We start from the raw sequence: 19,845 nt of genomic DNA, 5'->3' as shown, positions 1-19,845 counted from the left end.
CACGGCTCGACGTCGCTCAGCGCGGTGCGGCGAGCCAGCGGTCCCAGGCCGGTCGGGCCGATCCGTCGGGTCGCCGGAGTCCCATCGATGAGAACGCCTCGGCCTCCACGCTCTCGGCGTGCACGAACGGCCAGATGGTGATGACCGGGCGCAGCGTCCGGGTGAGGTCGAAGAAGCGGTCGACGAAATCGGCCTGTTCGGCCTCGGAGCCGGGGTTCAGCGCGAGCCCGGGGTCGCTCTGCCAGCCGATCTCGGTGAAGACGACGGGCAGGTCGCTGTGTAGTGAGATCTGCTCGTAGTAGTCCGGGGGTAGCTCGTCAGGAGAGTCCACGACCAGGCCGGGATAGGACGTGAACCCGATCGCGTCGGCTCCGTCGAAGCCGTCGAGTAGTTCCCAGCGGGGTTCCCCGGGCGTTCCCCCGAAGAGGCCGCCGCGGCGTCCAAGGAGCCACTCGTACTGGAGAACAGGGAAGACGGTCGTCCCGGGCGACGCCGTGGCGACGATGTCGACGGCACGCTCCCAGACCTCGAGCCATTCCGCGTAGCCGCCGGGGTTCTCGTCGGCCAGCATGTTCACCTCGTTGCCGATCCCCAACCAGGGCGGCTCGTGCGCCGTGACGAACGCGGCGAGGTCGCCGAGGCGGGCGTCGACCGTTCCGGCGTCGAGTGGGGCGAGTAGTTGCCCGGCGCTCGATGCACTCACGACGACGAGGGGCACCATTCCGTGCTCGGGGCCGATCACCTCGACCACTTCGAACGCGTTGCCCGCTGTCGCCAGGTCCGCCCAGTCGCCCGCGTGCATGAGGACGTCCCCGGCTCTGTCGGCGAGATCGAGGAACGTCGCCACGTCGGCCTCGCCGAACGATCGGGGGGTCAGCGCGACCCCGCGCAAGGTGGCGGTGTGCCCGGTGGCGTCGTCGATGGGTTCCGCCCCGTCGTCGTCCCCTCCGGCGCACCCTGAGAGGACGACCAACGGCGCGAACAGGAGGCACACGACGACGGCGAGGGACGTCGACCGGGGCCCGCTCCCCATCGCTCAGGCGATACGAGTGGCCAGCGCTCTCGACCCGGCTTCGGTCGAGAACAGTTGCCCCGAGCCGTCGATCGATGCCAGGTACTCCGAGTTCGCACGCAGGACGGAATTCGCGGTGTCGACGGCAGCGACGTCGGTGTAGGTCGCGATCCAGGTCACCCGGCCGTAGTCGCCGTAGGCGTCCGAGTAGAAGCCGACGTGGGAGCCGGTGAGCTCCGCGTGCATACCGGCGATCTCGATGCCCCAGCCGATGACGTCCATCATGTGACCGTTGGCGGGTTGCGCCGAGATCACCTCGACGGCCGCGCCGACCGGCGGGGGCGAGTCGGGCATCGACTCGGGGTGGATCAGTTGGAGCATGTGGTCACTTCCCGGAGTGGCCACGAACTCCATGCCGCTGGCGACGAGCTCATGGTAGGAATCGTTCGCCATGAGCGATCCCATCGTGGCGGAGACCTCTGCGCGGGACTCCGCACGGGTGGTCCATGCGACGGTGCCGAGCGGATACCCGAAGTTCCCGTGCCACAGCGAGAAGTCGCGGTCGGTGTTGGCATTCACGAACTCGGCCACGGCCATCGCCCACGCCATGCGTGCGTGTGGTGAACCCTGCAGTGTCAGAAAGCGCTGAAAGATGAACATGTCGATCCCCGGTGGTGGTTCCGATCGAGTGGTCTCGACGGGCTCCCACACTTGCAGGTCGTGGGGTCCCGTGCTCGGGGAACGCGGGCGGGCCGTGGACGTGCGAAGCCGTCCCGGCCACCCCGGTCACGCCCGTGGGCGTGAGATCTGGGTCGGACGGGCCATTTCGCTGCGGTGGAGGCGGGTTGGTGCCGATGGTGAGAGCGCAGGGGTAGGTGGGTCTTCGCAGGGGAGGACCGACGTTGCAGACCACGACGACGATGGGCGCGCTCGCGGACGTCTTCCGCGATGCCGTGAGGACCGGTGAGCACGCCCGCGCCCGTGACCGGGCCATCGCGGCGTCGGCCTCGGTGGGGCTCGTCGTCGTCGTCGCTGTGGTCGGCGGTGTCGCGTGGGGCCTCGTCGTGCTTCTCGCCGGGCTGTGTGCGGTCGTCACCGGCGTCGCCGTGCGACACCGGCTCCCTGATGTCCCGAAGCGGTCGGTGGCCGCCACCCGCGGGTCAGGGTGGGCCGGACCCGGCGGATCCCGCCGGAGGGGAGAGGTGGCCGACCCCCTCGCCCCGGCCGTACAGCTCGGCACTGCGCAGTCCGTGTACCTGCCCCCGGAGATGGTGCGTGTGTACCCCAACGGGGCATTCGGTCCGGCTGAGGGTGTGCTGTTCACGGTGCCGGTCGTCAACGACGGGCCGAAGTCGAGGTTCCGTGCCCGCCTGCGGCCCCTCGGCGCGCCCACCCCCGCGGCCGAGGTGGGCGACGGGTTCGAAGTCGCCTGGGCCGACGAGGCCGGGACCTCGGTGGAGATCCGCCGCGGCGCCCGTCGGGATCTGCGGGTCGCGGCCTGCTACCAGCACGGATCCCGCCGGCTCCTGCGGATCTTCGCGCCGAGCGCCCGCGTCGACCGTGGCGCCGTCGGGCCCCGGTCCTACTCGGTGGCTGCGGACCGTGAGATACCGCCGGCGCAGGGCTCGCTGGCCTTCACGGTCGCCGTCTTCGATCTCGACGGGGTCGAGGTCGCCTCGGGGCGTTTCGTCATCAGCTGGGACGAGATCCTCTCCGACTCAGACGAGGTCAGTCTCCCCGTCATCACGGCGGTGAGCTGAGCCGGCCGGACGGGGCCCGTCTACCCGAGGGCATCCAGGAACGCCGAGCGTTCCGCCGTGGCGCCGAGTGGGTTGATCCGGAACGACTCGACGGTCGCAGCCGTCCGCGCCTCGGACACGTCGGCGATGCAGTCGGTCAGCACGAGACAGTCGTAGCCCCGGTCGTTGGCCTCCCGGACGGTCGCGCTCACACAGCAGTCCGCGGTGGTCCCCGTGATCACCAGGAGATCCACCCCGGCGATGCGGAGCCGCTGATCGAGGTCGGTGGGATGGAACGCTCCGTGGCCCGGCTTGTCGACGATCCACTCTCCGGGCAGGGGCGCCACCTCGTCGGTGATCTGCCAACCCGGCTCTCCCCGGATCTGGAGGCATCCGTAGCGGCCCTCCCGGCCCACCGGGTGGCCGCGCCCGGCGGCGCGGGCCATCTTCGTCGGGGGGCAGTCGGACAGGTCCGGGAGGTAGCCCTCGCGTGTGTGCACGATCAACATCCCCGCCGCTCGCGCCGCCGCGAGGACCTCGGCGACGGGACCCAGCGCGGCGCGGATGTGGGCCGTGTCCAGACCGATGTCGGCGAAGAACCCGTCCGCGGCGCAGTAGTCGACCTGCCAGTCGATGCTCATGAGCGCGCAGCGACCGATGTCGAAGGGGCCGATGATGGGCCACGGGTACGGCTCGGCGGACACCTTCTCGGACATCGACACAGCCTGGCAGAGCCGTCTCCGTGTGACCACACGCGGGCGATCAGATGCCGAGCGCGTCCCGCACTTCGCCGCGGGTGACGGACCCGGGCGGCGAACCCTGCCTGGCCATACGCGCAGCGAGTGCCGTGAACCAGGCGTTGACGGGGGTGGGGACGTCGTGGAGTCGACCGAGCAGGACGATCTCGCCGTTCAGGTGGTCGGACTCGATCGATCCCGTCGAGCGGGTGAGGCTCTGCGTCGAGGAGTTCCCGCACCGTTCGACGCCTTCGACCGGGTGGATTTCCATGAGTCGTTTGCGCCGGGGGTCGGCTGGCCCGACGTCATGCCAGGCGATCCCCGCGGCTGTCAATGCCGACTCGCCCTCCGCTCGCAGCGCCTGCTCCACGGCGCGGGTGTCCGCGTCGGGGCCGAGAGCGGCTTCGACGATGTTCGTGAGGTTCACGAGGAGCTTGCCGTACTTGCTGCGCATCACATCGGGCTGGACGAAGCTCTCGATTTCCGCCGATGTGGCGGCCTCGGCGAGTGCGGTGTCGGCATCGTCGCACCCGGCGGGGTAGCGGCCGATGTCGAAGATGCCGTGACGGGGGACACCGTACGCGACGATCTCGCCCGGGGTGACGAAATCGGCGGGCAGGATCACGGTGATGCCGTGGACGTTCGGGAATCGGCGCAGCGTCAGCCGCTCGTTCTCGACGCCGTTCTGGGCGCAGAAGACCGGTTGGTCGCTCAGACCCGCCGCTGCGAGCTGTTCGAGCGCCCGGGCGGTGTGCTGGGACTTCATCGCAAGGACCACGTGGTCGTCGGGGCGCAACGCGATCTGCGAGGGCGAGCCGACGCATTCGAACCGGGCCACGCGGTCGCCGCCGGGCGTGCGCATCTTCAGCCCGCTGGTCCGGACCGCGTCGAGGTGGTCGCCACGGGCGATGCCCACGACCTCATGACCGGCGAACGTCAGCGTCGCCGCGACGGTGCCGCCGACCGCGCCGATGCCGTGCACGATGATCCGCATGGTGTCCTCCCGGTTGTCCGGTGTAGCGCACCGGCTCGGTCGGGAGCGGGCGGACCGTCGATTGCCCCGGGATCGCCGGCCCGCTGGGCTGAGGTCCACAGGCGATACCCGTCTTCACATCGGAGCCATACCCGGCGTGGACGGCGGTGGGCGTCACCGCTCTCGCCGTCCCCGGAATCCTCGTGGAAATCCGCTGCATCGCGGTGATCGACCCGTCCGGAGCGCCGTGAGACCTGCAGATCGCACTGCTCGCACATCCGCCTCGCTCCCAGGCCTCCCCGGCCACACCCCTAGACTTCGTCCGCCGGGGTTTCGCGCCACCGATTCGCCCGTCCCCGCCCACGTCGGGCCGGTAGGAAACCGCGTTCATGCTGGTCACGGCCTCGTGCGCGATGTGGCGCGGAACGCATTTCCTCGATATAGGAACGCGCCGGTTTCGGGAAACCCATGCGGCGGAAACCGCCTCCAGAGAATAGTAGAACCACTCTAGAGACATATCGCCATTCTAGTGCGGGGCGGGGCGCCCGCTGCGCTGGCAACTCCGACCGGCGGGAAGCGCGGGAGCTCCGTGCTCATAAGGAGACCTCGAGAAGGGGATCTCCTAGTGTGACGCCCTGGTTGGTAGTGAATGAGTCCTCGGACTGGCCGACGATGCGACTCCTGAGCGTTGGCTCGCGAGAGCCGGGGCCCACTGCTGAACCCAGCTACTGCCTTCGTCGGCATCGGAGCGTAGGATCGGCGTCGGGTAGCCGAGGCCAGAGGAGAACCCCGACGGTGGAGAGTTCACCGAACCCGTTCCACACAGTCGGGAAGCTGTTCCCGGCTGACGAAGTTGTGCCGCCCGTGGGTGTGGACGCCGAAACCCCCGTGGTCGACGCGTTACGCCTGATGTTGGAGAAGCGGTTTTCACAGCTCACGGTCGAGGATGTCAACGGCCGACTGCAGGGGGTCTTCTCGCTATGGTCACTAGCCCGTCTCCTCGAGTCCCAGCCAGGTCTCAAGATCGAAGATCTCGTCGTCGACGACGTCCTCACCCAGATACCCAAGGTCACTGTCCGAGATCCCCTTGAGCCGGTTCTCGAGATGCTCGACCGGACCGAAGCGGTGCTCGTCGTGTCACCTCGTGGCCCTCAGGCGATAGTGACGCCATGGGATGTCCTCGACTACTACTACGCACAGGCCCGCCCGTTCATCCTCCTCGGAGAGATCGAACAAGGGCTACGCCAACTGGTCGTGGGATCGATGGATGACGACGAGCTGTCAGCTTGCATTGAGGCGAATCTCGGACGCCGGTACGCCGATGGACGGCTGCCGGCGACAGTTGAGGAGTTGAGTTTCGACGAACTCCGGCAGATCATCTGCAGCCGCGTGGGATGGCCCCACTTCGAGGGACTGCTCGGCCGGATGAAGACCGTCGTCGACGGTCGCCTTCAAGCCATCCGCGACATCCGTAACGACGTCTTCCACTTTCGAGGCGAGGCGGAGCCTCGCGACGTCGAGCGCCTCGCAGCTGACCGGGAATGGGTCGTTCAGCGGCTCGCTCGAATGAGGGAGGTCGACGATGGCTGACCGGAACCCCGGCGAGCGCCTCAGAGTCGACCTTGTTGAGCGCGTCATATTGGCTCCCTCACAGACCCGCCTCGTTGTCTCGGCCCCGCCGGGGGTGGGGAAGGTCAGCGCTGGGGCAGCCGCTATCGCAGAGGTTCTCCGCAAAAGCCCCGACGGTCGAGTCGTCGTTGTCATCGCTCACCGGACGCTCAGCGCGCAGTGGCAGGCAGTCCTGCAGGACCTCGGACTCCGTTCGACGGTGGTCGATGGGCCCGAGTACCGGGAGATGGAACTCGACGTCCCGCCGGGCGAGAGCCCCTGGTCGACTTCGACGCTCGTCGTGACGTCGGTCGACTTCATCAAGCGACCCGGCAGGCTCGATGAGCTCTTGCAGGTGGCCTGGGACCTCGTGGTCTTCGACGACGTCTTCAGCTGGCCAGGTCTTCGACGCGAAGTCCTAGAACGGCTCTGGGTCGCGGACTCGGTCCGGGTTCTTGTCGCCATGACAGTCCCGACCGCCGGCGTCTCCTGGCCCAAGAACCCACCTCCTTCGATGCTCAAGTATCAAGTCGATGCCTGGCCCGGCCTCGAATTCGTCGATGTGGAGTTCAGCCCCGACGAACAAGCAGTCGCCGACCGTGTCGCGGCCTTCGAAGCTGATACTTCGCACGTTGACGGGTGGGAGCGCGTCGCAGGTCAACTTCTCGGCCGCGTCGCTGCGAGCTCCCTTCCGATGATCACTTCGCAGAGACCCGAAGAGGCATTCCAGGGGAGCCTGGATGACCGGCCGGGTCGACGAGAGCTGTCCGACTCAGCAGTCGCGCACGAGCTGGACGAGATCGCAGACCTAGCCAGCGACCTCGAATCCGACGCTAAGATGGAGGCTCTGTTGGCACTGGTCGCAGACCGGACAGAGGCGGCTGGGGGACCGGTCGTCGTCTTCTCCGGGTTCGCTCGCACAGCCGGCTATCTCGCTGCCGCGATCCGGGACCGCTTCGACGTCGAGCCAATCGTGCTGACCGGCTCGACGCCTAGTCACAACGTCGACGATCCTTCTCGGACCGCCGCCTCGGGGACGATCGTTGTCGCCACCGATGCCGGGGTGCAGGGCATCGAGTTCCCTTCGATTGCCGAGATCGTCCACTACGATCCCCCGGCATCTGAGGCGGCCTTCTCCGTGCGGAACACGCGACGGCGCGAATCGACAGCTGAATCGGGCAGGCTGAGATCGTCCTGGGTGATTCGCGATCCTGTGAGCCGCGATCTCTGGAAGTCCATTGCCGGCCGACGTGTCGAAACCAGCGACATTCCGGCCGATCCATAGCACCCGACCAGGGTCGGCACTGTCCAGACGTTCACCCACGCGCAGGTGCTAGCCGTCCGGCAGGCAGCGGCGGACCACGTAGCGTCGACCGCGGCGGAGGTCTGTGGGTTCACGGTCGGAGTAGTTCGTCGAGACGGTGCCATGTGGGCGGCCATGTCAGAACAACATCGACGTGTCGGCAGATGTCGACCCACTCCGGGGGCGGAGCCGCTTCGGTGGAGAGCACCGCCGTCACCTCGGAGCCCTATCCGGCGTGAACGGCCGTGGGCGTCACCTCGCTTGCCGTGCCCGGGATCCTCGTGGAGATCCGATGCACGGCGGTGGTCGACGCACCAAAAGGGCCCTGAGACCGGCTGACGACACTGTTGCGGCACGGCAGTGAGGCCGGGTCAGGCTGGTCGGGCCTCGCATCCGCCTCGGTCGGAGCGCCCCCGGTAGGGTCAGATCGTGGATGGGTGCGACGACGGGTGAGCGACACGCGTCGTCAGGACTGACCGGCAGGGGGCATGGCCATGGGGAGCTACGACTACGAAGCGCTGCGAGTCGACATCGCCGATCAGATTGCGGTCGTCACGCTCGACCGGCCTGATGTCGGCAATGCGGTCAACGAGACTCTCCATGGTGAGATCGGAGACGTCTTCTATGAGCTGTCCGTGGACGAGGCCGTCTCGGCGATCGTGTTGACCGGCGCGGGCGACACGTTCTGTAGCGGCGGCAACGCCAACGACCTGATCCTCGCCGAGCCAGGCGACTTCAACTACGAGTGGATGCAGAAGATGCGACGCCTCGTGACAGCACTACTCGAAGTTGACCAGCCCGTTATCGCAGCACTCAACGGCGACGCCGTCGGAGTGGGTGCCACGATCGCCCTGTACTGCGACCTCATCATCGCCTCGGATACCGCTTCGATCTATGACCCGCATGTCACCAAAGAGGGCATCGCGGCGGGGGACGGCGGGTTCTTGATGTGGGCGATGCAGCTCGGGATGCCGAGGGCGAAGTACCACCTCCTCACTGGAGCGAGGCTCTCCGCTCCTGATGCCGCGGCCGCAGGCCTCATAAACGAAGCCCTCCCCGCCGGCGAGGTCCTGCCACGGGCCATGGGACTCGCCCGACAACTCGCTGATGGTCCCGGCCTCGCCATCCGCAGCACCAAGAGAATCCTCAACAAGGTCATCGAACTCCTCGGCGCGGGAACACTCGAGTACGCCGGCGAGAAGGAACGCGTGACCCTCTACTCGGCCGACTTCAAAGAAGCGGTCACCGCCCAGGTCGAGGGACGGTCCCCGACGTTCGAGAACCGGTGACCGCTGAGGGCCGTGGCGCCGCAACGGTGCGCCCCGTCGCTGTCTTGGTGTGAACCGGTGGCGTGGCCTAAGGGTCGAGGCCCAGGGTTCGCCTGGCTGGTCCGAGGCGTCGCGGGTCGATGAGCTCGGGTGTCGTCCCGAACCAGTCTCCCCACCCGCCTCGGATGAAGTCATGTGGGAACCCGAGCTCGATTCGACTCGCAGTGTTGAGACGTTCGTGCATCTCGTCGGTCACTTCGACGTCGGTGGCGCCGAGATTTTCCTTCAGGTGGGACAACGTCCGGGCGCCAACGATCGGGATGTTGAGCGCTGATTGCTTCCTAATCCAGGCGATCGCGAGTTGCGATGGCCTGTATCCGGTCTCGTCGGCAACCTGGATGAGTTCGCGGGTGATGGATGTGGCGCGGTCGCTCTTGTACTTGTCGAACGCGCGGGGAACGGCACTGGATTCGACTCGGCCCTCGTAGCTCTCGTCGTTCGACGGGCGAAGCAGCTTTCCCGATAGGGCGCCGCCGCCGAGCGGGGACCATGCGAGGACGCTCATCCCGAGCGCCTCTGCCATCGGAGCCAGCTCTCGTTCGGCTTCGCGTTGCGCAAGGTTGTACTCAACTTGAATTGCCACTGGACGAGTTGTTCGACCGAGTTCCGCGATCGCGTCGGCTCGGGCGACGAGCCAGGCGGGGAAGTCCGAGAAGCCGACATGGAGGACCTTGCCGGCGCGAACGACGTCGTGCAGCGCCTGGATGGTCTCTTCGATTGGGGTGAGGGCGTCCCACACGTGCACCCAGTAGAGGTCTACGTAGTCCGTGCCGAGTCGTCTCAGGCTGTCGTCGAGTGAGCGGACGAGGTTCTTCTTGTGGTTTCCGCCGGCGTTCGGGTCGCTGTGATCCGGCGAGATCGTGTACTTGGTCGCGACAACGAAGCGGTCTCTGTCACCCTTGATGAAGCTGCCGAGGAGCCGTTCGCTTGAACCGCGCGTGTAGCTGTTGGCCGTATCGAAGAAGTTCCCCCCCGCTTCGACGAACGCATCGAACATCGCACGACTGGTCGCCTCGTCAGCGCCCCACCCGAACTCGGTTCCGAAGGTCATCGTCCCGAGGCACAGCTCAGAGACCCGTATGCCCGTTCGGCCGAGAAGGGTGAGTTTCATTGTCACCTCAGGGGAGGAAAGCGGCGCTGAATTCCAGTTGCGCCAGTTGACACCAAGAACTCCATCGATTAAATGTATCAAATACTGTAATTGCGTGTCGATCTGTCGCTCTCACCGTGCGGCAACCCCCCGGCCGCTCCGGTAGGCCGACGAGTCAGCCTGTCGAGAGGGTCTCCGCAGGGCCCTGTCGGGTGGTGCTGGTCGCGATTCGGCCTCCACCACACCGATGACTTGGAATCTGGGGAGGACCACATGAAGTCGAGATGGAGTCGCGTAATAGCGATCCTGCTCGTGTTGACACTCATCGCTGCCGCATGCGGCGACGACGATGACGACACGAGCGCGAGCGATGGGGATGGAACCGCATCCGACGACGGCGCCGGCGACGGTTCGTCCGATGATTCCGCGGCACCGTCGGATGGTGAGGATCCTGTCGAATACTCACAGGGCGCGTCCGATGACACGATCAAGATCGGCAGCTCGTTGCCGATCACAGGCCCCGCAGCTGGAACCGGCACAGCGATGCGCGAGGCGCTCGAGGCTTTCGTCTCGAATCTGAACGCGCAGGGCGGCGTGAACGGCCGCTCCGTCGAGATCTCGATCTACGACGACGGCCTCGAGCCGGCCCGGGTCCAGGCGAACTTCCGACGTCTCGGCGACCAGGACAACGTGTTTTCGGTTATCTCGCCGGCGGGCTCAGCCCAGATACCCAGCGCATATCCGTTTATCGAAGAGTCCGGTCTGCCTTTGTTCGGACCGGTGTTGCCGCCGGACCCCGACATGCAGCAGGTGTACATCATCGGCACCGGGCGTTCTGACCAGGCCAGGGTGATGTCGGACTTCCTACTCGAACAGGGAGCAGTCACCGTCGGGCTGATCGGCCAGAACAACGACTTGGGCCAGTCGATGCTCGCAGGCCTCGAGGAACAGCTCCCCAAGAACGGCCAAGAACTCGTCATCACCGAGCTGAGCCTCGACGCCGAGACCAACGAGGTCGAAGGCGCGCTCAACAACGTGCGCGACGCGAATCCCGATGCTGTTGTCATGGCCACGAACCAGGTCCAGGCAGCGCTCATCTTGCGAGAAGCGACAAGCCAGGGATGGGAGCCCATCTTCATCGGGGACACATCGTCAGCCAGCACCGGCGCTATGGACACTGTCGAGCCGGCCGGCGATGCTGCAGTCGGCCTGTACGGGACCACGAACCGGTCCTTCACCACACTCGACTCGGACGCGGTCGCCGATTACCGGGCGGTGATGGAGGAGTACGCGCCCGGAAGCGTCGACGACGGCTTCGCGCTTTATGCGTACGCGATCGCGGATGTCTTCTTCGAAGTCATCGAACGCATGGGTGACGACCTCACCTGGGAGAACTTCCACGCGACCGCCGAGGCAATGTCGGGCTACGAGAACGGACTGCTGCCCGCTGTCACCTTCGGCCCGCTGCCCGGCGGCCATTCAGGTAACACGGGTGCCGCTGTCGCCATGTGGGATGGCACGGACTGGGTGATCGTCCGCGAGTTCACCGACCCGTCGTGATGTCACCGCTGCGACCAGCCGGTACCTCTGTTCGGAACCGCTGAGGAGACTCGACGTCGATGTTGCGTCAGGTCATCAGCGGACTCGAGTCCGGCAGTTGGTACGGGCTGGTCGCAGTCGCGATCGTCGTGATCTGGCGGCTCACCGACGTCCCGAACTTCGCGATCGCCGAGATGGGCCTTTTCCCGGTCTATGTGGCGTGGCAGTTCACCGAGGAGGGCATGGCATTTTGGCCCGCCGTTCTGCTCGGAGGCGTTGTCGCGGCAGTGTTCGCGGTGCTGATCGAGATCATCGTGATCCGGCCTCTGGAGGGCAGATCCCATTTCCCGTTGCTTATCGCGACGATCGGCCTGTCGGTGGCCATCAAGTCGCTGATAGGGATCACGTGGGGAACGTTCCCGGAACGTTTCGAGAGCTCATGGGCAACGGACAACGTGACCCTGCTCGGCGAACGCGTCCCGACAAACCTGTTGGTGACCCTCGGCGCGGCACTGTTCGTGATCGTCTTGTTGAGCGGCTTCTTCGGCACCGACCTGGGTACTCAGATGCGGGCAATGGCCGAGAGTCGTGACATCGCACGGCTTCTCGGGGTCCGAGTCGGCCGGTCGTCGATGCTCGCGTGGGCCATCGGGGGTGTCATCGCGTACGCAGCGTTGACCCTTCAAACATGGTCAACGCTGCTCTCCGACGCCTCGGGCGACACCGTCATCTTGAGGGCGTTCGTCGCGGCGATTATCGCGGGAGCGTCATCTGTGGCAGTCGCATTCGTCGCCGGCCTGCTCATCGGCGTCGCCGAGAACCTGGCGGGGGCGCTCATCTCCTCGCAGATGAAGGCATCGGTCGCGCTCGTGATCGTCGTCGTGTTCCTCCTCGCGCGCCCTGCGGGCTACTCGGGTGTCGGCGAACAACGGGAGTTCTGAGCCGCCATGGCAACAACCCCACGAGCTGAGTCGACGACACCGGCTCCGATCACGTCGGCCGAACGAGGCGGATCGCGCCGCCCGCGTCCGTTCCGCAACGGCCGCGACTCGAACTGGCGGCGGGCCACACGGTGGCTGCTGATCGCCGGCGCAGCGGTTGCAGCCGCGATCGCTCCAAGCCAGCTGAATTCATATCAACTCTTCATCGCCACTCTCATCGGCGTCTACGCGATCAGCGCCCTGGGGTTCAGTCTCTTGGTGAACTGGACTGGCCAGCTCGGCGTCGCTCACGCAGCGTTCATGGGTCTCGGCGCCTACGGCTCCGCGATCATGGTCGACCGGGGACTGCCGTTCGTGTTGGCGCTCGTTCTGGCAATCGTCGGCACCGCCATCGCCGGTTCGCTTCTCGCGTTCCCCGCGGTTCGTCTACGAGGCTTCTTCCTCGCCGTGGCGACGCTCGCCATCGGGGATCTGATCGTGCGGTCCTTCAGCCAGTTCGACGGACTGACGGGCGGCGGAGCCGGAATGGCTGTCCCGCTCATCCGCATCGGAGGCTGGGGCCAGTCCGAGAGCGTCTACGCGATGACCATGTGCAGCCTCTTCGTGATCTATGCGCTGTCAGCTCGGATGTTGCGCGGCCGGTTCGGAGAGATCCTCCTCACCGTGCGCCACCTCGGGCCTACGGCTGACACTTTGGGGATCTCGACGCTGCGCTACCAGATGCTGGCTTTCGGGTGGTCCGCAGCTATCGGCGCGCTCGCAGGCGTCTTGTTCGCTCAACTGCAGACGTACTTGACGCCGAGCGCCTTCGGATTCGGTTTCCTCGTCTTGTTGCTCGTGATGATGATCATCGGCGGCGCCTCGATCGTTGGTTCGCTCATCGGGGCCGCATTCGTCGTCATCCTGCTCGAATGGTTGCAGGCCCTCGCGCTGTACCAGCGCTTCGCCTATGCGACGACACTCATCGTCGTCATCGTTGTCCTGCCCGGCGGCCTCGCGAGCCTGCCTACACAACTGAAGCGACTTCGCCTCGACCGGCTCATCCACCCGTTGACCATGTGGCGCCAGCTCACGATCTCGGGCGACGACGATGTCGACTAGCCGCTCCCTGGAGAGCATCGGCGACACTGACCCCGATTGGCTCGCTCCGCCGCTGCCCGAGGTCTCCATCGGCAACCTCGAAGTGCGCTTCGGCGGTAACACCGTCCTGAAGGGCTGCTCGGCCGAGTTCGGCACGGGCTTTCACGGTCTCATCGGCCCGAACGGAGCGGGCAAGACGACGCTCTTCAACGTGATCGGCGGCTTCGTACGGCCCCACCAAGGCGAAGTCACCGTCGGCGGAGTCGACATCACCACAAAGAGCCCAGCAACAATCGCAGCCGACCTCCACGTCGCCCGCACCTTCCAGACCCCCCGGCTCGTTCCGGAACTGACCGTCTGCGACAACGTCGCTCTCGGCACAGTGACACGAACACGAGAAGGACACCTCCAAGAGTTCCTCGGCACACGGTCCTATCGCAGCCGCGTGAGCGCGCTCGGTGACCGCGTCGACGAACTGCTCGAGGCCTTCGACCTCTCGCGCTGGCGAGACGAACGAGCCGACGAGCTGCCACTTGGAAGCCAAAAGCTCGTCGAGGTCGCCCGCTGCATCGTCGCAGAACCGTCAGTGATGTTGCTCGACGAGGTCGGAGCGGGTCTCTCCGCAAAAGACCAAGACACCCTGATCGCAGGTCTCGCGTCGCTGATCGAAACCGGCGACACCTGCGTGCTGTTCATCGAACACAACGTCCACCTCGTCCTCGACCTCTGCCCGACCGTTGCTGTGTTGCACCTCGGAGAGATCATCTTCCATGACGACCGGGCACGACTCGTCGAGAACCCCGACGTCATCAAGGCCTACCTCGGTGGAACCTTCCGCTACGGAGGAACAGCATGACGGCGCTGCTCGAGGTCCGCGACGTGGAGAGCGGCTACGGCCGCCTCCAGATCCTGCGAGGGGTCTCGTTGGCCGTCGGTGACAACGAGGTCGTGTCGATCCTCGGCGCGAACGGCGCAGGCAAGACGACGCTTCTCCGCGCGATCTCAGGGCTTCTCCCACTGTGGAGCGGAGCGATCACACTCGGCGGGAAGCCCATCGGCCGTCGCACCCCCGAGGCCCGCGCCCGCCTCGGCCTGGGACACCTCCCCGAGGGTCGAGGAATCCTCGGCACGCTGACAGTCCGCGACAACCTGCGCCTCGGGATGCTCGGTGTCGGCGTGAGGAGCCGAAGCGACCAGTCCGAGCGATTCGACGAAACCCTCGAACAGTTCCCACTTCTGAAGAAGAGGCTGCAGTCACGCGCGTCGGAACTCTCAGGCGGCCAACAGGGGATTCTCGCCGTCGCCCGGGCGCTCGTCGCAAGGCCACGACTCCTCTTGATCGACGAACTCTCCTTCGGGCTCGCCCCGATGATCGTCGAACAGCTCTTCGAAGTCCTCTCCGGCTCACGCCCCAACGGCATGAGCGTCGTGCTCGTCGAGCAGAACAGCGACGTCCTCAACGTCTCAGACCGCACCTACATCCTCCGCAACGGCACCTGCATCTTCGAAGGGAACTCACGAGACGTCGACCCCGACACCCTCGTCGACTCCTACCTGGGGAACCGTTCTTCTGACCCACCCGCTCATCATGAAAGGCACAGCCAATGACCAGAGTCATCTCGACAGACACCCACATCGTCGAGCCGCCCGACATCTACGAGGACGGCATGCCGGCCGCTGTGCGCGACCGGGCACCCAACATGAGACGCTACGAGACCGAGGACGGCCGTCCAGCCGACGCCTGGTTTCTAGGAGACGAGCAGGTCGTGACCCTCGGCTCGGTCACTCAGGCAGGCCGCCGATTCGGCGACAAGTCAGAACTCGACTTCGTCAGCGTCTGGGAAGACGTCCGCGAAGGTGCCTACCAGCCCGACGCGATGCTCGAAGATCTCGAGCTCGATGGCGTGTGGGGCGCGCTCGCACAGCCCAGCCAGGGCCTGTTCTGGTACCACCTCGACGACAGCGAGCTGCTGAGCGGAATCTGCCTCGCGTACAACAACTGGATCGCCGAGTTCTCCGCCAAGCAGCCCGAACGGCTTCTCGGCGTGGCGATGCTGAATGTCGACGACCCGCGCGAAGCCGCGAAGGAGATCGAGCGCTGCAGCGACCTCGGCCTCCGCGCCGCGTTCATCCCCGTCGCGCCGACCCCCGGACAGCCTTACCGCGACCCCATCTACGACCCGTTCTGGGACGCAGCTCAACAGACCGGCACCGTGTTGATGATGCACATCGCCACCCAGCGAGCAAACGTGCCCGCCTGCGAGATCACCACCGACTTCAGCACCTACACACCAGCCGGGCTCCGACCCACCCAGGACTACTGGGTCCGGTACGCCATGACCGACATGATCTTCGCAGGCGTACTGGAACGCTACCCGGGCCTTCGGATCGTCTCGACCGAGAACGAAGGTTCCTGGGCGCCTCACTGGCTGCGCCAGATGGACTACACCTACACCGACCGGCCCGTCTACGCGAACTACAAGTCCGCCGAGGGATTCCTTCCCAGCGACTACTTCCGGCGCAACATGTTCATCATCTTCCAAGAGGACCCAGCAGTTCTCAAGCTCCGCTACGAGATCGGGATCGACAACCTCATGTGGGGCAACGACTACCCCCACTCCGAGTCGACCTGGCCCAAGTCGATGGAGTTCCTCGACGAGATGTTCGAGGACGTCCCCGACCAGGAGCGACAGCAAATCCTCGACGACAACGCCGTCAGGGTCTTCGGATTCCCCGAAGAGTAGGTAAGCGGCAGAACCTGATCAGTGCGCACGATGTTCGCTGCGCCGCTGGCCTCGCCGGGCTGTTTCGTAGCGGTCGATCACCGCCTGCCGATACGGCTCGCTGGGGAACATCACCTCCGAGCGGCTCGGTGCTGTGAGCGCACGAATACACTCCACGGCGCCCGACCGAGCCGACGATTGTTGATATTCACGCCCTCCACAGCGACGACTAACCCGATGGACGACGACCGCAACTGGGACTCCGCAGGGGTCCCCGAAAAGAAGGCGCTGAGGCTCGCTCAGGCAATTGTCGACCGGATCAACGACCGGGAGCTCACGCCCGGCGACAGGCTGCCCCCCCAGGCCACACTCATGGAGCAGTACAACGTGTCCCTCGGGACGCTGCGCGAAGCGCTGCGGCTCCTCGAGACCCAGGGCGTTGTCGTGATGCGCACCGGGCCAGCCGGCGGCCCCATCGTGGCGCCGGTCGACTCCCGTGCCATGGCCATGAACATGGCGCTGCTCCTACAACGCCAAAGAGCCACCTACCGCGACGTCATCGACGGACGACTCGCCTTCGAGCCGACGATCGCCCGCGCGGCCGCGAGCCGCATCACCCACGACGACATCGAGAGGCTCGAACAGGAACTCGACAGGACACGTCAGGCGGTCACTGCCGGGCTCAGCCTGGTACCGAACGCATCAGGCTTCCACCAACTTGTCGCAGCGTCCACACGCCACCCCGTCCATGTGGTGACAGCTCAAGCACTCCACCGCATCGGCGCCCACCTCAACCGCTTCGTCGCCTACGACCCGACCCGCATCGACGAAGTTCTCTCGACACACCAAGACCTTCTCGATGCCCTTAAGAAGGCTGACGGCTCAGCGGCAGAAGACGTGATGCGACGCGACATAAACGAATTCATCGCTCACATCGAGAAGCTGGACAGGACCCTCTTCGACAAGCCCGTGGCCTGGAGCGACGGCGCAACAGACTTTCCGGCCAAGACTTGACATGCCCCGGGGCGAGGTACCACCTGCTCACAGGAGCGAAGCTCTCCGCTCCTGATTCCGCAGCGGCCGGTCTCATCAACGAAGCTCCACCTGCGGGCGCCACGCGCCATGCAGCTCGCTCGACGACTCGCTGACGGCGCCGGCCTCGCCATCCGCAGCACCACGCGCATCCTCAGCAAGGTCACCGAACTCCTCGGCGCGGGAACACTCGAGTACGCCGGCGAGAAGGAACGCGTGACGCTGTACTCGTCGGACTTCAAAGAAGCCGTTGCCGCCCAGGTGGAAGGGCGAGCGCCGCGATTTCTGAACCGGTAGCCACGCGCGATCACGCACGTGCGCGTCCGGATCTGCTCACGATCCGGTGCCGGGCCGGTCAGGCCGCCGGCGTAGTGAAGAAGGCGGTCGGATCGTCGGCGCGTGGGCCTACTTCGGAGCGCCGGAATCTAGTGGCACGCCAGCAGGCGAAGGTGATGCTACGGTCCGACCAAACAGACGTTCGAGTTTCTGAGTGGCCGAGTGACCTTCGTGTCCGTGAGTGCCCGGCTCGCCGCTGTCGATCTTTCTAGATCGACGCGTCGAGGTGGGGCCCGGACTCCGAGACGGTCACGAAAGGGGCCATTCGATGAGCAAGAAGAAGCGGAATTCGACGTCACCCGAGGCGATTGCCCGGGCCGACCGTGACCGCCAGGCGGTGGAGATGCGCCGGGCGGGTTTGACCTACGACGAGATCGCCGACCAGTTGGGCTATGCGAACAAGGGCGGCGCCCACAAGGCGGTCACCCGGGGTCTGTCGCGGTGGATGTCCACCGGTGCCTCTGAGGAGCTGCGGGCCCTGGAGTTGGAGCGCACCGAGACGATGCTGCGCCGGCTGTGGCCCCGCATCGACCGCGAGTCACTGGACTTGGCAGCGGTGAACTCGGCGATGCGGGTGATGGACTACCGGGCACGCATCACCGGGCTGTACGCCCCTGCGAAGCACCAGGTCGGCGTCGCGGTGACGGCGACGGTCAACACCGCGAAGCTCGACGCGACCGACGCGCTGCGCGCCGCGGTGGTCGGGATGGTCGAGCGCGAGCGCGCCCAGCTCGACGCAGGCCGTGCCGAGCCGTTCAACGTCCGCGTCGGCCACGACGGTGACGACTTCGCCGGCGGGATCGCGTCGTGACCGGCTCCGACGAGGCAGACGTCGACGATCTCACTCTCCCTGCCCGTGAGCTATTGGACATCCCCTTCTGTCCGCTGACTCCCACGGGTACTCAGGGCGAGTTCTTGTTGGACTTCGAACGCGAGGCCCTCTACGGCGGTGCAGTTGGTGGTGGCAAGTCGGTCGCGCTCCTCATGGGTGCTTTGCAGTACGTTGACACGCCGGGCTATTCCGCGCTGGTCATCCGCCGTCAGCTCACCCATCAGTCCCTGCCGGGCGGGCTGTTGGATTTAGCGCACCAGTGGTTGAGCGGGCGGGCGCGCTGGGACTCTGATACCGCCACGTGGACGTTTCCCACCGGCGCGACGCTCACCTTCGGCTACCTCGAGTCCGACCGCAGCCGCGACCGTTACCAGGGGATGCAGTGGCAGTACATCGCGTTCGACGAACTCACCCAGTTTCCCGAACACCACTACCGGTACCTGTTCTCGCGGTTGCGCCGCCCCTCGCAGGCCCCCGGCGGTCTTGAACGTGTGCCGTTGCGGATGCGTGCAGCGTCGAACCCGGGCGGTGAGGGCCACGACTGGGTGAAGCACCGCTTCATCACCAACGACGGCGCCGACCCCCGCCGTCGCTTCTACCCGGCGCGGCTCGACGATAACCCCCACCTCGACCCCCACTCCTACCGCGAGACCCTGATGTGTCTCGACTCCCACAACCGCGCGCAGCTCCTCCACGGCGACTGGGACAGCACCCCAAACGGTCGCCTCTTCCGCCGCGAATGGTTCACCACCGTGGCCGCCACCGACGTCCCCGGTGACGTCCGCCGGGTCAGGTTCTGGGACCTCGCCGCGACCCCGGCAACGCCGACGACCGACCCCGACTGGACCGTGGGATGTCTGGTCGCCTTGGACCGGTCTCGTCGCGACTACCACGTCGAGAACATCGTCCGGTTCCGTGGGACTCCCGCCGAAGTCGAAGCCAGGGTTGCTCGCATCGCTGAGGCCGATGGCCGCGCCGTGACGATCCTCATCGAAGAAGGCCCTGCGGCGGGCAAGGCTCTCGTCGATCACTACAAGCGCAACGTCGTGGACGGCTACACCGTCCACTCGGTGCGTCCGACCGACCCCAAGACGGTCCGGGCCGCCCCGGTCGCGTCCGCGGCCGAGACCGGGCGGGTGCGCATTGTCGCCGGCGGCTGGAACGACGCGTTCCTCGACGAGATCGTCATGTTCCCCGACGGCGCGCACGACGACCAGGTCGATGCCCTCACCGGCGCCTACGGATGGCTCGCAAGCAAGGCTCCCTCCGACGTGGAACTTGCCGCGGGCCTGTCCCTCGAGCTGTTCACCCGGCCCAGCCCCCACCGCGTCACCTAATGGGACTCGACCGGTGTTGCCGACTGGGTGATGCTGGTGCCGGGCCGCTGGCCGGTGAGCACTTGGTGTCCCTGGAGCTCTTCGAAGATTCCTAGGGCTAGTGCCGTGTCAGGCAACGTTTGCGCGGTTGACGAGTTCTCGTAGTGCTCGGTCCTGAGCGTTGCGGTTCCGCCAGATGATGTAGCGGCGGATCATTGAGGCCTGCTCGCGGTGCGAGCCGTGGTCGGTGCCGTCG

19 protein-coding genes are annotated in these 19,845 nt (G+C 66.2%); 14 read left to right on the top strand and 5 right to left on the bottom strand.

Annotation, left to right across the window (positions count from 1 at the left end; all coding sequences use genetic code 11):
• Positions 1-16 precede the first annotated feature (16 nt).
• Positions 17-1,033: a hypothetical protein gene (locus RIE08_03810; protein MEQ8716712.1), complete on the bottom strand. Its 1,017-nt coding sequence runs from the start codon at positions 1,031-1,033 to the stop codon at positions 17-19.
• A gap of 3 nt (positions 1,034-1,036) precedes the next feature.
• Positions 1,037-1,672 (bottom strand): hypothetical protein, encoded by a 636-nt coding sequence (locus RIE08_03805; GenBank protein ID MEQ8716711.1) that lies wholly within the window; start codon positions 1,670-1,672, stop codon positions 1,037-1,039.
• 242 nt (positions 1,673-1,914) lie between these two features.
• Between RIE08_03805 and RIE08_03800 the strand changes: the two genes are divergently transcribed.
• Entirely contained in the window at positions 1,915-2,772 is an 858-nt protein-coding gene (locus RIE08_03800) for a hypothetical protein (GenBank protein ID MEQ8716710.1), read from the top strand.
• A gap of 20 nt (positions 2,773-2,792) precedes the next feature.
• On the opposite strand, the gene RIE08_03795 is transcribed toward RIE08_03800, so the two are convergent.
• On the bottom strand, positions 2,793-3,467 hold the full coding sequence (locus RIE08_03795; protein MEQ8716709.1) for an isochorismatase family cysteine hydrolase: 675 nt from the start codon (positions 3,465-3,467) through the stop codon (positions 2,793-2,795).
• Positions 3,468-3,513: 46 nt separating this feature from the next.
• A complete protein-coding gene (locus RIE08_03790) occupies positions 3,514-4,482 on the bottom strand; it encodes a 2-dehydropantoate 2-reductase N-terminal domain-containing protein (GenBank protein ID MEQ8716708.1) in 969 nt (322 codons plus the stop codon).
• Between the two features lie 774 nt (positions 4,483-5,256).
• Here RIE08_03790 and RIE08_03785 point away from each other — a divergent pair.
• The 3 genes from RIE08_03785 (at position 5,257) to RIE08_03775 (ending at position 8,661) form a co-directional block, all read left to right on the top strand.
• Positions 5,257-6,051, top strand: coding sequence for a CBS domain-containing protein (locus RIE08_03785; GenBank protein ID MEQ8716707.1), 795 nt, complete (start codon positions 5,257-5,259; stop codon positions 6,049-6,051).
• Positions 6,044-7,354 carry a helicase-related protein gene (locus RIE08_03780; GenBank protein ID MEQ8716706.1) on the top strand — a complete coding sequence of 437 codons (1,311 nt, stop codon included), beginning with the start codon at positions 6,044-6,046 and terminating at the stop codon, positions 7,352-7,354. The genes RIE08_03785 and RIE08_03780 overlap by 8 nt, the downstream gene beginning before the upstream one ends.
• A 512-nt stretch (positions 7,355-7,866) precedes the next feature.
• Positions 7,867-8,661 (top strand): enoyl-CoA hydratase/isomerase family protein, encoded by a 795-nt coding sequence (locus tag RIE08_03775; GenBank protein ID MEQ8716705.1) that lies wholly within the window; start codon positions 7,867-7,869, stop codon positions 8,659-8,661.
• 67 nt (positions 8,662-8,728) lie between these two features.
• Here the strand turns inward: RIE08_03775 and RIE08_03770 are convergent, their stop codons facing one another.
• The gene (locus tag RIE08_03770) at positions 8,729-9,811 is read right to left on the bottom strand and encodes an aldo/keto reductase (GenBank protein MEQ8716704.1); all 1,083 of its coding nucleotides are present in this window, start codon (positions 9,809-9,811) and stop codon (positions 8,729-8,731) included.
• 252 nt (positions 9,812-10,063) lie between these two features.
• Here RIE08_03770 and RIE08_03765 point away from each other — a divergent pair, with 252 nt between their 5' ends.
• The 10 genes from RIE08_03765 to terL all read left to right on the top strand — a co-directional run bounded on the left by RIE08_03765 (position 10,064) and on the right by terL (position 19,610).
• Positions 10,064-11,350, top strand: a complete 1,287-nt coding sequence (locus RIE08_03765; GenBank protein MEQ8716703.1) for an ABC transporter substrate-binding protein — start codon at positions 10,064-10,066, stop codon at positions 11,348-11,350.
• 59 nt (positions 11,351-11,409) lie between these two features.
• Entirely contained in the window at positions 11,410-12,270 is an 861-nt protein-coding gene (locus RIE08_03760; protein MEQ8716702.1) for a branched-chain amino acid ABC transporter permease, read from the top strand.
• Between the two features lie 6 nt (positions 12,271-12,276).
• Positions 12,277-13,371: a branched-chain amino acid ABC transporter permease gene (locus RIE08_03755; GenBank protein ID MEQ8716701.1), complete on the top strand. Its 1,095-nt coding sequence runs from the start codon at positions 12,277-12,279 to the stop codon at positions 13,369-13,371.
• Positions 13,361-14,206 carry an ATP-binding cassette domain-containing protein gene (locus RIE08_03750; GenBank protein ID MEQ8716700.1) on the top strand — a complete coding sequence of 282 codons (846 nt, stop codon included), beginning with the start codon at positions 13,361-13,363 and terminating at the stop codon, positions 14,204-14,206. Before RIE08_03755 ends, RIE08_03750 begins: the two co-directional genes overlap by 11 nt.
• The gene (locus RIE08_03745) at positions 14,203-14,958 is read left to right on the top strand and encodes an ABC transporter ATP-binding protein (GenBank protein ID MEQ8716699.1); all 756 of its coding nucleotides are present in this window, start codon (positions 14,203-14,205) and stop codon (positions 14,956-14,958) included. Before RIE08_03750 ends, RIE08_03745 begins: the two co-directional genes overlap by 4 nt.
• Positions 14,955-16,094 (top strand): amidohydrolase family protein, encoded by a 1,140-nt coding sequence (locus tag RIE08_03740; GenBank protein ID MEQ8716698.1) that lies wholly within the window; start codon positions 14,955-14,957, stop codon positions 16,092-16,094. Before RIE08_03745 ends, RIE08_03740 begins: the two co-directional genes overlap by 4 nt.
• 216 nt (positions 16,095-16,310) lie before the next feature.
• On the top strand, positions 16,311-17,087 hold the full coding sequence (locus RIE08_03735) for a GntR family transcriptional regulator (protein ID MEQ8716697.1): 777 nt from the start codon (positions 16,311-16,313) through the stop codon (positions 17,085-17,087).
• Positions 17,088-17,195: 108 nt separating this feature from the next.
• Positions 17,196-17,402 carry a hypothetical protein gene (locus tag RIE08_03730; GenBank protein MEQ8716696.1) on the top strand — a complete coding sequence of 69 codons (207 nt, stop codon included), beginning with the start codon at positions 17,196-17,198 and terminating at the stop codon, positions 17,400-17,402.
• A 307-nt stretch (positions 17,403-17,709) separates the two neighbouring features.
• Positions 17,710-18,252, top strand: a complete 543-nt coding sequence (locus RIE08_03725; GenBank protein ID MEQ8716695.1) for a hypothetical protein — start codon at positions 17,710-17,712, stop codon at positions 18,250-18,252.
• Positions 18,249-19,610: a phage terminase large subunit gene (terL, locus tag RIE08_03720; GenBank protein MEQ8716694.1), complete on the top strand. Its 1,362-nt coding sequence runs from the start codon at positions 18,249-18,251 to the stop codon at positions 19,608-19,610. Before RIE08_03725 ends, terL begins: the two co-directional genes overlap by 4 nt.
• Positions 19,611-19,845: the final 235 nt, after the last annotated feature.

The organism is Acidimicrobiales bacterium, assembly GCA_040219085.1.
Classification (GTDB): Bacteria; Actinomycetota; Acidimicrobiia; order Acidimicrobiales; family JAVJTC01; genus JAVJTC01.
The sequence above is the reverse complement of the archived record's forward strand: the minus strand, read 5'-3'. Positions and strand labels throughout refer to the sequence as shown.